Here is a 14,363-nt window from a genome sequence, read left to right as displayed (position 1 = left end):
CATCTCTATTTGCGCAACCTCCCCAAAATGCCTAAACTTACCATCCGAAAAAAATCTATTAACGATAAAGTAAATATTTATATTATGAAGAAGATTTACCTAACAGCATTTAGCTTATTATTTGCAACGTCCGGTATATTCGCTCAAACGTCTTGGATAAGCTCATCCAAACAGCCGGCAACCATGAAAACTACCTCCTCCATCCGTCCGATGATGGAATCCGTACCGGCCAGTAAGGCGAAAGCATTAGCAGCCAATGAAATGTATGTCAGTTATTGCCAAAATGCTTCTCCTTTCTTAAGGTTAGGTACAGTGAAGCCTTATGACATTGCCACTTATTTCGACAAGATGATCATCGGGAAATATGTTGGCGATAAAGTAACCAAACTACGGGTTGCCGTTAGCAGTAAACCAAAAGCATTGACCATTTGGTTACGTGAAAAGCTCAATGATGCACCTATCTTCTCGCAGGAAATACCAGAAACCGATTTACCCGAAGAAGGCTGGATCGAAGTTGAACTTCCTGCCGATAAAGTTTATACTATTAAAGAAAGCGGGTACTATGTAGGCTATACCATGACGGAACAGAAAGTAAGCAACAATGATGACACTTACTACCCCATTGCCATCGCCCCGGATGGAGTATTGCCTAAAAACACCTTATTAATATCAGAGGACGGAGGTAAAAGCTGGGCAGATTATACTTATACTTACTATCCAAGTAATAAAATCATAGCTGCGGCAGCTGCCCAAACGGCTATTGCCAGCGATAAACATATGGATTACGATCTTTCCCTAAACTATTTCCAAGGGGATTTTGCCTTTATCAAACGTAACCCCGAAAATGATAAAGCAACTATAGACTTCAATGGATATATTTTCAATGCCGGAAAAAAGCCTATTACCAACTTTGACCTTACCGTTTCCGCTGAAGGAATCGAGCCTGTGACCATACCGCTTAAAGCAGGCACAGGAATCCCCATGTTCAAAGGAACTTCATTCCGCTACTCCATCGACGTTCCCAACAATATGCCATCAATAAAAATAGACGTGCAAACGTCCAATTTAAATAACGGTGATAATGTTGACGGATATGCCGGAAATGATAAAACAAGTACGGAAGACATTGTTTTTTACGAAACAGATACAGTAAAGACCTCTCTGGTGGAAATGTATACCACTACACAGTGTCCGAATTGCCCCTATGGTCATAAAGTAATCAACGCCCTTCCAAAAAGTTGCAATAAAGTGTTGGTAGCCCATCATGTAGGCTATTATACGGATGAATTCACCATGGACGAGAGTTATAATTATATGTACGAATTCGGTGTAACCGGCGCTCCAACCGGAAGTGCCGACCGTACTTTTATTGCGGATGAAAAGAATTCTTCATTCAGCCTCGGTTACACCAATCCGAGTCAGGGAGCTATACAAGTAAACAAATATATTACTTTCACACAAAATGTCCTTCCGGCATTCGCCTCTATTGCCGCATCATCCACTTATGACGAAAACAGTCGTGAACTGACAGTGAAAGTTTATGGTCGTAAGGTCAATGCAGAACTATTTGACAAGGCTGTAAAACTACCTCATGTCAATGTATTCCTGACTGAAGACGGTTTAAAGGCCAAACAATCCGGAGCAATGGGACTCTATACACATGACCATGTGTTGCGCGCCATCCTAGGCGACATCTGGGGAAATGAAATTACCTGGAATGGCGATAATTATACAGTCGAATTCAAAGCCACAGTCAGTGCCGACTGGAATCCAGATAATATGAACATCGTTGCTTTCCTGACAGACGAAGATTACGATAGCCGTTATTATCACCATGCAATGAATGCCACTCAAATCGATCTGAAAGGAGATCTAACATCCATTGAAAACAGTATCCTAGCAGACTTGTCGATTGAAGCTGTGAATGGAACCATTCATGTAACCGGTGATTACGACACTTACCACGTTTACAATATGCAAGGAATACAAATCGAAAATAGTAATCTTACCAAAGGCATCTATCTTGTAAAAGTGCAAACGGGTAGTAAAACAGCAGTACATAAAACCATAGTTGATTAATCCTTTTCGAAAATGAAGAAACCTTTCAATGAATACAAGGTAAGGGTATGTCGTGATGACATGCCCTTTTCGTTTATTGGAAATAAAGAAACCATAACACGCAGAAAGAATGACGGTAGCATTTGCGATGAATGACGGTTGCACTTAGAGCAAATATAACCTCGTCCGATAACAACGACGTCTTCATCCAGTCCTATGAGATAGCCATCGGAAATAGTTACCGGGAAGCTTTCTTTGAAGAACTTGTAAACAGGCTGGTCAAGAAGTCATAAACGGATTTCTCTTAGACACAAATCTTATCTTTGACAAACCAAAATTCCGGAATTTGTTGAATCCATCCCCCGTGATGATCCCAATCTCACCAAATTCATGAATCTAAGCAATATCAATTTGCATAAGAATCACAAAAGCCCTAAACTTACATCGGCAAAACGGTAAATCCCCCGCAAAAGGCCCCGCAATTATACGTTCGAAGTTCGTAAACCGAGATATAATCCAGATAAATTCATATTAATACCAAATTAAACTATTAGGAACATGAAGAAAATCTACCTGACAGCTCTCGTTCTTTGCACAATGACCGGAGCTATGGCACAAAAGCCTTTGATAAGCACACCTGAGCCAACAAGCGTGATGGAGACGACCCTGATGCCCCTCCATGCAGCATCAACCACCGTTGAAGCCAAAGCATTGGCTGCAAACGAAATGTATGTAGGCTATTGCTTAGAACCCACCAACGTCTTTAGATTGACGGTAGACACCTATGACATAGCGACCTACCTCGACAATATGATAGTCGGCAAATATGTAGGTGACAAGGTGACAAAAATACGGGCATTTATCGGAAGCAAGCCCAAGGCAATGACCCTCTGGCTACGTGAAAGACTCACTGAAGAACCTGTATTCTCACAGGAAATTGCCGCAGAGGATTTACCCGAAAATGAATGGATCGAAGTTGAGTTGCCAGCCGACAAAGCGTATACTATTAAAGAAAAAGGTTACTATATAGGCTATACCATTACTCAAAAGAAGATTAATGCCGATGATAAGAAATACAATCCTCTTACTATAAGTACTAACGGAACATTGCTTAAAAACACCGTCCTGATTTCGGACAACGGAGGGAAAAACTGGGTAGATTATACTACAGCTTTCGGTCAAAATGTGGTAGCCGTATTAGGTATGCAAAGTGCCATCGCCAGCGATAAGCACGCTGAATACGACCTTTCCGTATCCAACTTTCACGGAGATATTTCTTTTATCAGACGTGAACCCGGAAGCGATAAAGCTACCGTAGGCATCAACGGCTATATTTTCAATGCCGGAACAAAGCCGATCACAAGCTTTGATATGACCATCTCGGGTGAAGGTATCGAATCCGCCACATCACCCATGGAAATCAAAGGAGGACTTAGTCAATTCAGAGGAGCCGTACTAAGGGCATCTGTTGACATCCCTACCAATGTTCCTTCCGTAAAAATCCACCTGAAAGCATCCAACATGAATAAAGGTAGCAATACCGACGGATATGCAGGAAACGATGAATTGGACACTGAAGATATTTGCATTTTTGAACAGGACACTGTCAAAACATCTTTAGTAGAAATGTATACTACTGCAAAATGTCCGAATTGCCCTTACGGACATAAGGTGATTGAAGCTCTTCCTGAAGATTGTAATAAAGTGTTGGTAGCACATCATGTAGGTTATGGTGAAGATATATACACCATGAACGAAAGCAACGAATACTTGTATGAGTTCGGAGTATACGGTGCCCCTTATGCTACTGCCGACCGCGCTTATATTCAAGATGTTTATGCCGTTGCATTCGGTCTCGGTTACACCAATCCCAAACAGGGAGCTATTGAAGTGAATAAAAGTATCACTTTTGCCCAAAGCGCCCTTCCTGCATTTGCATCCATCCGCATAGCTTCCGACTACGATAAAGACACCCGGGAACTGACTGTCAAAGTTTCAGGACGCAAAATCAATGCGGAACTGTTCGATAAAGCCATGAAACAGCCACGTGTCAACGTATTCCTGACCGAAGACGGTTTGGTTAGCAATCAATCCGGAGGAGGACAGAATTATACCCACGACCATGTGCTACGTGCCATTCTCGGTGATATCTGGGGAAAAGAAGTTACTTGGAACGGTGATGTATATACAGCTGAATTCAAAACAACCATAGATTCCGATTGGGAAGCAGACAATATGAATATCGTTGCTTTCCTGACAGACGAAGATTACGATAGTCGTTATTATCACTATTCAATGAATGCAGCCCAAGTCAAATTGGGAGGGAATACAACGGCCATCGAGACAAATGCCTTTGACGGGTTGCGGATCGATGTTGCCAACGGAACGATAAATGTAGCAGGTGATTACAAAACTTTTAGTGTCTATAATATGCAAGGTGTAGAGGTAGAAAACAGCAATCTCGTAAGTGGCATCTACCTCGTAAAAGTACAAACCAATAAACAAGTGGTAGTGCTTAAGACAATAGTCGATTAGTTTTTTTGATTGTTAAAGGGATTCTCTAATTACATGCTTGAGGAGTATTTCAAAGTGATTTTGAGATACTCCTATTTTTATAAGGTTATCTTCTCTTTCAATATTTCCCACATTCAGGATGAACTTTCCACATACACTTACCTTTACGCTATCAAGTTTCAAAGTCCTTTTCTATAGAAATTTTACTACATAAATCCACCCTCCGACTGAAGGCATCCGACCTCACCGATGAACACCCCTTTCCTCACCGATGAAGAGGCAGTTCATCACCGAGGAAGAGGTCGTTGATCACCGAGGTAGAATTCGGGTATTTTTTATATTGGCTATCAGTCATTTACCTCCAAACACTTGATATTACAACACAAATGTCGAAAACTAAAATTTATTGACATATTCCAACCTGGCATTTGGCTTCTAATCCATCAAACCATCCTTCCCAATATGAAAGCACCTGCCCTTTTAGTTATTTTCACGACAAGTTTCATGCCACTACAATGTGAACAGGGCAAAGCGATATACAACTATCTTTTAAAAGCTAAACAGAATATAACACAAATTCATGAATCCTTTTTTTAGAGTCCGCCAGATAGCTATGAGCTTAATCAAATTCATGAATCTGACTTTATTGCACTTGTTTTTCCCATCTAAATCGCCTAAAATTGCAACGAAAAAATTGTCAAATCTTTAAGTTTATCAAATTATGAAACAAAAACACTCTCTTCTCACTTTAGTCGGAATATTTTCCGCAAGTATGTTATCTGCACAGGTAACTTTCTCTGAGATACAATTCTTCCCAACGGGAGTAAACAATGAAGGAATTGTTGTAGGTCATAAAGATCAGAATACTTCTCAATACTTGTGGGACCCGGTCGCACAAGAAATGACAGAAATCGGTGGCATATCTGCTGGAAATAATGTTGGCGGTGTAGCACAGTTTTCTGATGATGGGAAACGCATCGCTTCTACTATGCCAAGTAATGAAATTGCAGTATCTTCAGCATGGGAAAAAAATGTTATGAATGATTATGATCTCACGTTCAATGGGATTTATCAACCAGCCAGCGAGATGTATGCCATAGGTAGTAGTACGAACGGACAGACAGGAGCAATCCTTAGATCTATGAATAAAGGAAAGACTTGGAGAGTATTTGCAACCAGTAGTCAGGAAAATGGAGGAACACCATTTACCGGCGGCTTTGAAGCGATGGGATGGCTTAATTGGGCACAAGGTCTTGTCGGAGGTCATAATGGTGCTATTTACACAGTTAAGTCAAATGGCACATGCGCTGTTTTCGATCCTCATCCTGAGGGAAACACCAAAGAGGTGAAAACTTATTGGAGCATTGATTTTATTCCTCAAGCAGGTGGAAACGCTGCACTATACGGAGCAATTGGCTTGGAATACAAAGATGGCGGATACGCTGTATGGGTGACTAACGATTCAGGAGATACTTTTCAAGAGGCAACTGGTGTAGCTGGTTGTCCAGTACATATCAGTCATTTTGCAGATGCATTTTATATGGTGACCAGAAATGGGCACATCCAAACTTCCACGGATAATGGACTTACTTGGAAAGATCTATATACCGAAGGTATGACTTTGCACCGAATAAAATTCATAGACGAAGACAATGGTATGGCTCTTGGTCTCAAGTATGTTTATGTAACAACAGACGGAGGCAAAAATTGGACAAAAACGGAGCCAGGTCCGATCGTGGATTGGAATGACCTTTGTTATGTCGATAATACAGTTACCATTGTAGGCAGTAAGGGGAGTGTTTATGAAACCACCGATATGGGAAAAAACTGGAAGAAAATTGTAGTAGAAGAGGGAGATGAAACCGGTTTATATGCTGCAATAGCTTCTGACACTGAAATTAATATAAGTGGGGCACATGGTACTTTCTACCGTCAAGGAAAAGTAAACAATGTGTCTGGCTATGCTGCGGGAATTTATGACGTTGAGGCAGATGAGTGGACTCCATTAGAGAGTCTTGGTTATTTGTCGGGCGAAACAGCTTCCAGCGCTTATAGCATTTCTGGAGACGGAAAAGTAACAGTTGGTAATGTTTATGCATATAAAAAATATAACGATGCAAGTGCAATCCACTCACATGCAGCAGCTTGGAATGAATCCGGTATTATAGACTTAGGTAGTAAGTTTGACGATATAAATCGCAATACCATGGCTTACAAAACCAGTTATGACGGAAGTGTGGTTGTGGGTTGGCAAGATATGTTTGGTCCCTGGTTTGCATCCGTATGGCGTAAAAACGAGACAGGCGGCTATGATCAGTCATTAATGTTCAAAGATCCGAATAAAACAGAAGATGATTTTGACTTCAGCTATGTGACAGATGATGTAAATGGCACACATATGCCATGGAAGGAAGAACTGACAGACAATCTGTTAGGATATTGCAATGCCGTATCTTCTGACGGTAAGTGGATTGGTGGTACTGGTAGCGGTAATTGGTATGCAACAGGAAGCCCGTGGATATGGAGCAAAGAAACCGGTGTCATTATTTTGGATGAAACGGAATCACTGGATGGCACAGTATCAGATATGAACAACGATGCCACTGTTGTAGTTGGCTGGGCAGGTGGCGGTACAAGTCCGTGGATCTGGACAAAAGAAAAAGGCTTTGAAAACCTGAATACTTATGTAACTGAAACATTAAAATATGATTTGGGCGAATATTATTTATGCAGTGTTTATGACATGTCACCTAACGGACGTTACATTGCAGGATGGTGTATGAAGGGAATGGGTAAATACGGTTATGTCATTGACCTCAAGAGCGGAGTGGGCATAGAATCTGCCGCCTTAGACCAATGCAAAGCTGCCGTTTATCCGAATCCGGTATCTACTGAATTGCATATCGACTTCCCGTTCGATAATATAGATACCCAAGTTCGTCTGCTCGATCTGCAAGGTAGAGTCGTCAAAGAAATGAGAACTTCTTCCATCAACAATGTCATGAACCTGAGTGATGTAAATTCAGGGTTTTATATCCTTGATGTTGCAGCAGAAGGCGTACACAAAACCTTTAAGATTGAAGTAGCTCATTAATTGAAAAGACAACGCTTTTCTATTATACAAATAATTTCTCGTAACACGTAATCTTATGTAAATGCCAGAAGCAATCCGGCTTCTGGCATTCGTCAATTAATCATCCTCCTTCATATGAGAAAACTGGCTATTTTAGTAATTCTTCTGGTTAGTTCCATATCTCTTTGCGGGCAGAACAAAACGATGTACAGCCAGTTACGCGAACAGTGGGAAGAGGCTTCATCCGAAGAACTTTACAAACATATCAATCGCATTCAGGAATGGCAAGCAAATGATACGACCATCGTCCTCTATTCCATTTTATACAACCGTAACAAAGAGAATGCCGATGAACAATCCAAACAATACGCTGTCTTAAGTTGTATCCGGATTGGTAAGATCTACTATTACCAGGGAAACTATACCAATGCATTGGATTTCTTCATACGGGGATTGAAAATATGCGAATGCTGTAAGGACCAGAGCTTGATTCGGGAATTTTACCTGAATATGGGCAATATCTATTGTACTTTCCAAGATTATGAAAAAGGAATCAGTTGCTACGAATCAGGTTATAAATGGTGTGCAGAATATCCTGATAACCGATGTGAATATAGCTTGTTGACCAATCTGGTAGGCGCCTATAGCAAATTAGGCAATGCAGAAAAAACCAGGGAATACTATTTCCAGATGCAAAAGAAGATTTCAGCAGATGACCCTGTGAGAACATACATGAACCAGTTAACCTGGGGACTTGTCCTGATCAATGAAAAGAAATACAGGGATGCTATCGCACCTTTCCAAAGAGCAGCCGACATAGCTCGAAATTTTCACTTAGAGCCCAGATACGAATCGGCCTCCTATTCGCAATTGTACCATGCCTATCTGAATATGAACCAAAAGGACTCGACCCTCTATTATTTGAATAAATGCCAAAAAATGGCCAAAGAGCATAATCTGGTGGGTACACAAGTAGAAAATTATCGTGTATATTCGATCCTACATGAAATGTCAGGCGACTCTCAACAAGCCTTACTGTATAAAAGTAAATTTCTGTCACTCTCCGACTCCATCTTCAATGTCAGGGAGTTTCACCGGGTAAAGAATACCCAGTATTTGCTCGAAATAGGTCAGGTAGAAAAAGAGATTTCACAATTGAACCGGGAAAAAGCCAAGAAAGAAACTGAAATCCGGCATCAACAGAAGATGCTCCTGTTCGTCATGGGTATTTCCGTTATCGCTGGCATTTTTCTGATTATTGCTTATCTACAGAAGAAACATCTCTCCGTAGCTTACCAAAAGATATTCAACGTCAACCGTGAGCTGGTCGATATGGGAAAATACAACAAGAACCTACGCATGGAGTTTGAGGAAAAATTGAATGCGGTGGAACAAGTATTAGAGAGCTATCACCAAAAAGAAGCTCAACCGTTCCCGTCCAAGGATGCACCTTCCTCAACTACTGAAATACTCACCTCGAAAAGTTATTCAAGCAAATTGGACGATACACGGAAACAAGCATTGATCGAAGCCATCAATCAAATAATGGAAACCACCCATGAGTATTGCAAAACAGACTTCTCATTGGAAAAGTTAGCTTCGTTGGTCCACTCAAATCATCGATATGTATCGCAGGTGATCAATGAAACCTATAAAAAGAACTTCAGTTCATTTCTTAATGAGTATCGCATACGCGAAGCAAGAAAACTAATGTCCGACATAAATACTTGTAGTAAATATACCATCAAAACGATTGCCGAAAAAGTGGGATATCGATCACATGTAACCTTTGGTATCGCTTTTAAAAGTATTGTAGGACTTACACCTGCCATGTTCCTGCAAATGATAAAGGAAGAACATAACCACACAAAAGTAAATACCGACCTTTCCGATACAGGCTAAAAAAAGGATGAGCGTGTGTCATGTCGATCACACACTCCCTTTGTCCAATAAATAAAAGAATCACCAATATGAAAAGACACTATATATTGGGATTCGCATCCGTCTCATCTTTCGGAATGGCATATAGATAATTAATGCTATTCGGTGTGAAAGGCTTTCCATCAGGAAATACAAGGAACCAGTGACCTAACGGATTGCGTTTTGCAAACCCTCCGCCTTCCTGCCATGCATCAACTTCCTGTTCTTGCACTTCAGTAGAAAGAGCTTCACGTTCCACCGATCCTTGAGTACGCAGAATATCACCGATAGCGAAACCTTCGCCCCAAAGCTCACGACGACGTTCCATCAAGATCTCATTAATGACATCCTCCTGCGATTTGCCTGTCAAATCATAATCACCCAAGCCACGGGCATGACGCAATTCGTTCAAAGGAATTACCGCTTTCTCCGGGAAACCTTCACGAGCAAGTGCTTCAGCTTCGATCAAAAGCATCTCGGAAGCTCTCATCAGTACGATATCAGCGGTATCGTCTGCGCGCATATGAAACTTTTTATAGCCCATATATCCTTCACGCATCCACTGGAAAAGTGGTAACCGGATATCTCCTTCGGAAAATTTATCCTTGAAATGCGGATCGGCCATAAAACTACTGTAGGCACCTACATAGGTAGCATCCAGATAATAGAAGTTATAAGAAGCATCTGACTGGGAAACGAGTTGCGGATGCCCCCATATCCATTCCTGATTGGAGATATTATTAAAGCCCTCATATTCTGCCGTGGTTGTCATCAAAGAATATCCCTGACGGGCTGCGGTGGCGGCTTTGGCAGCTTCTTCCCACTGACCGGTCAGCAAATAGGCACGGGCCAAAAGTCCGTTAACGACATTGGTATCGGGTTTGTATTTCTGACCATCTCCTTTGCGAACATAATCTTTCAAATACTGTTGGGCGAGGTTCAAATCATCGAAAATCAATTTGTAAACCTGGGCAACGGTAGATTTACCTTTCGGGGCGGTTTCTCCTGTAGTAGGTTCCGTATAGATAGGTACGCACGGTGCTTCAGGATCTTTCAAATACGTAAACTGATAATGCTCTGCCAAATGCAAATAGCAGAAAGCCCGTAAAACAAGAGCATGCCCCTGAGCTTGATGCAATTCCTCCGTATCACCCTTGATGGCAATAGCCGCGTTACAGTTATCGATGGTCTTGTACAAAAGATACCATGCAAATGAAGCACGGCTATTATTCGGTATAGACACATCATTGAACTGGTAGGAGGAGTTAAATCCATAAGCAGGACGGGATACTACATCGCTCGCCATCATATCGTCCAAACATTGGAGGGCACGGTATCCGATATTGGCATAGGTAGTGCCATATTCAAAAAGATTGTACCATGCTCCATTGAACAGCCGTTCAGCGTTACCGGGTACTCCTACCTCATCGGAACTAACCGAGTCAGTAGGTTCCTTATCAAGAAAGTCACTGCTACATCCTGTCAGGAGAAGCAAGGAAATGACAAAAGGAAATATATTCTTCATAATCATAATTTTTCATTTAAAACGTTACATTTACTCCGCCAGAAAAGGTTCTCATAGCCGGGTAGCGATAATAAGTCAGACCTGTAATACCTTGTTCAGGATCGAGACCTTGATTCCGGTGGACAGTGAACAGGTTGTCACTTTGTACAAACACCTGTACATTACTCAGTGAGATTCGGCTGATAAGCTGTTTCGGAAGCGTATATGACAAAGTCAGGTTCTTTAATCTCATATAAGAATTATTCTGAAGGAATCGCGTTGAATAAGATGTCCAGTTATTCGTTGTCGTACCCAAAGCCGGAACATCAGTATAACGATTCTCCGGAGTCCAACGATCCAGAATTTCTTTTGACCACGAACGTCCTTCGGCACTACCGTTATGTAAGATCATCGTAATATCCCGGTTCATGATATATCCACCTATGCTATAAGCAAATACAGCCGACAGATCGAATCCTTTATAAGAGAAAGCGGTATTGAATCCACCATAAATCTTAGGCAAAGAAGACTTGTTGACATAATAATCGGAGGCTTCTTTATACACATTGGTCGTTCCACGCCCTACCACGTTATTATTATCATCGAGAATGTCTTTATACCATAGCGGATCGCCATTTTCCGGATCGACGCCTGCCCATTCTTTTGTATAGAAATCGTATACGGAACGGCCTACCTGCAACTTATTTACTCCGGAAGGAGGCATATCTTTCAGAGGCAATTCGGTAACTTCATTCTTATAATGGGTCAGGTTAAGTCCCAGTTTCCAGACAAATCCATTGGTATTTATAACTGTTCCGTTCAATGTCAGCTCAACACCTGTATTTCTCAATGCCCCCACATTCTCGTCTATCGATTTATATCCCATAGAAGGGGCGATAGGACGAGAGTACAGCAAATCTTTGGAACGGCGCTGGAAGAAATCGAACGAACCGGAAACCCGATTGTTCCATAGAGAGAAATCAATACCGACATTGAAGTTAAGATTAGTTTCCCATTTCAGTTTCGGAGTAGCAATACGATCGGAAACCAATGCATTTTCTCCCAAATTGGAAACGATGGCATAAAGTCCTTTACTCGCATAATAGGTTCCCAAGTTATCATTACCCTGTGCGCCATAACTAGCTTTCAGAGTCAATGCAGACAACCAATCGGAAGTGGAAATCATAAAATCTTCCCGGTCTATACGCCATGATGCACCCACCGACCAAAAGTTACCCCAACGCGTTTCCGGAGAGAAACGGGAGGAACCGTCACGACGGTAAGAAGCGGAAAAGAAGTATTTATCCTGAAAATCATACAAAAGTTGTGTGAAATATCCTACCAATGCATAATCGATCCGATAACCGGAACCACCCGTAAGTTGAGAACCGACAACCAGTTCAGGCATATCGGGCTGAGCCATCTTCGAACGTGAAGCTGTGAGTTGGTCATATCTATACGAATAAGCCTCCTGGCCTGCAAGTATATTAAAGTGATGTTCACCGATCGTCTTATCATACGTAGCTATATTATTCCATGTCCACGAGAAAGTCCGGTTGTTGACACGGCTTGAACCGCCTCCCGTAACCACCGACGGACCTATCAAAGAATTGGTAAAGTCGAGAGAATTGTAGTTGATAAGATCGAAGTTGAAACTCGTCTTAAATTTCAATCCGGGCATAAACGTAACTTCCAAAAAGGTACGACCTGAAAACTCATCTTTCATACGCTCCGATTTGTCGAGAGGGAGTGTTGCAGGAAGGTTCCAGTTAGACATGGAACCGGAAGGACGATACGGCCCGAAATCAGGAATACGATCTCCGTTTTCGTCAGTCTTGAATGAACCGTCGGGATTCACCTCATAAATAGGATAAAACCCGGGCATGGTGCGCCCTGCGTTTATCACATTACTGGTATTCGAATCTGATGATAACGGATAATTCTGCATGGAATGGGCAAAACTCATATTAACTCCACCTTTTAGCCAGGATGTCATCTCACTGGTTATGTTAGAACGGAGATTAAACCGTTGATAACCGGATTCAAGCGCAATACCTTTATCGTTCAGGTAACCGGCAGAAAAGAAATATTGGTTCTTTTGACCGCCTCCTGACACATTCAGGTTGAGTTCAGTACGCAAAGCCTGTTGCTCCATAGCGTCACTCCAGTCAAAATCCCAAAGAGGCTCTGCTCCCGCCACCAATTTCCCATCTGTTCCGACCGGTTGCGGATAATTCGTCCCATAAGGATTAGGTCCGGCTCCCATCAATTTGGTCACCAAGTCTTTTGACGCCTGAGAAGCAGCCGTGGCAGGTGTATAATGTTCCGTATCCTTCGCATATTGGTTGCGTAAAGCCTCCCAATACAATTGGAAATAATCGTTTGTTCCGATACGATCGTAGTCCCGCACCGCACGGTTCGATCCACCGAACGATGCCTTTACATTAACAGTCGCTTTCGAATCGGTCTGTCCCTGTTTGGTCGTAATAATAATTACACCATTAGCACCACGTGAACCATAAAGGGCAGCGGAAGCCGCATCTTTCAACACGGTCATCGAAGCAATATCGTCCGGATTGATAGAGTTCACACTCCCATCGAAAGGTACACCGTCCACCACATAAAGCGGTGCGCTGGAAGCATTGATAGAACCGATACCACGGATACGGATTTCAGCATCCGTACCGGGTTGCCCACTGGCCGCACTGGCTTGCACACCCGAAACCGTACCTTCAAGGGCACGGGATACGCTGGATGTTTGCAATTTGGCTATTTCGTCTCCCTTTACGGTAGAAGCAGCTCCGGTAAAACTATATTTTTTGGCGGTAGCGTAGGCAACAACCATGACTTCATCCAGTTGCTTGCTATCCGATTCCATCGTAACATTGATTGTGTTTCGTCCGTTAATGTGTTCTTCCGCACTTCTCAATCCGACAAAACGAAAAATCAGCACTCCATCCGCTGGAGCCGAAATAGAATATTTCCCATCAATATCGGTGATCGTTCCGGTGGAATGACCTTTTACCTGAACAGAAACTCCGGGTAATGGCTCTCCTTCAGAGACCACTGTACCCGTTATGCGCTTCTCCTGCTGCACAGCCGCTTGTATAGAGACTGCAAGGGTTACAAAAAGAAACGCGACTAATAAACGCAGATTGATTCTCATAATTACATGTAGTTTATATTTTATATGCATGATTGAATAAAACATTAGATTATGAGATTTTGTTTAAGAAAAGAAACAATTCTTAGAAGATTATTGGGATTTATGGAGTGTAACTGTTAAATTCGCAG

General features: G+C 42.0%; 6 protein-coding genes and 1 pseudogene. 5 read left to right on the top strand and 2 right to left on the bottom strand.

From position 1 onward, the window contains the following. The first annotated feature begins 84 nt into the window (after window positions 1-84). From H8744_RS12415 to H8744_RS12400, 5 genes and pseudogenes are all read left to right on the top strand, one after another. Complete coding sequence (locus tag H8744_RS12415; protein WP_262435133.1) at window positions 85-2,079, top strand: Omp28-related outer membrane protein; 1,995 nt, start codon at window positions 85-87, stop codon at window positions 2,077-2,079. Window positions 2,080-2,231: 152 nt separating this feature from the next. Beyond that, window positions 2,232-2,351 (top strand): annotated as a pseudogene (locus H8744_RS18910) (LytR/AlgR family response regulator transcription factor); the annotation flags it as partial. Between the two features lie 265 nt (window positions 2,352-2,616). Next, window positions 2,617-4,593, top strand: a complete 1,977-nt coding sequence (locus tag H8744_RS12410; protein WP_262435132.1) for an Omp28-related outer membrane protein — start codon at window positions 2,617-2,619, stop codon at window positions 4,591-4,593. 700 nt (window positions 4,594-5,293) lie between these two features. Then, window positions 5,294-7,666: a T9SS type A sorting domain-containing protein gene (locus H8744_RS12405; protein ID WP_262435131.1), complete on the top strand. Its 2,373-nt coding sequence runs from the start codon at window positions 5,294-5,296 to the stop codon at window positions 7,664-7,666. 114 nt (window positions 7,667-7,780) lie between these two features. Next, window positions 7,781-9,547, top strand: a complete 1,767-nt coding sequence (locus H8744_RS12400; RefSeq protein WP_262435130.1) for a helix-turn-helix domain-containing protein — start codon at window positions 7,781-7,783, stop codon at window positions 9,545-9,547. Window positions 9,548-9,626: 79 nt separating this feature from the next. On the opposite strand, the gene H8744_RS12395 is transcribed toward H8744_RS12400, so the two are convergent. Continuing rightward, window positions 9,627-11,096 carry a RagB/SusD family nutrient uptake outer membrane protein gene (locus H8744_RS12395; RefSeq protein ID WP_439649359.1) on the bottom strand — a complete coding sequence of 490 codons (1,470 nt, stop codon included), beginning with the start codon at window positions 11,094-11,096 and terminating at the stop codon, window positions 9,627-9,629. A gap of 10 nt (window positions 11,097-11,106) precedes the next feature. Next, window positions 11,107-14,235, bottom strand: a complete 3,129-nt coding sequence (locus H8744_RS12390; protein ID WP_262435128.1) for a SusC/RagA family TonB-linked outer membrane protein — start codon at window positions 14,233-14,235, stop codon at window positions 11,107-11,109. Between the last annotated feature and the right edge of the window lie 128 nt (window positions 14,236-14,363).

The sequence above is a fragment of the Jilunia laotingensis genome, from assembly GCF_014385165.1.
GTDB classification, from domain to species: domain Bacteria; phylum Bacteroidota; class Bacteroidia; order Bacteroidales; family Bacteroidaceae; genus Bacteroides; species Bacteroides laotingensis.
This window is presented reverse-complemented; position numbering and strand designations above follow the sequence as displayed.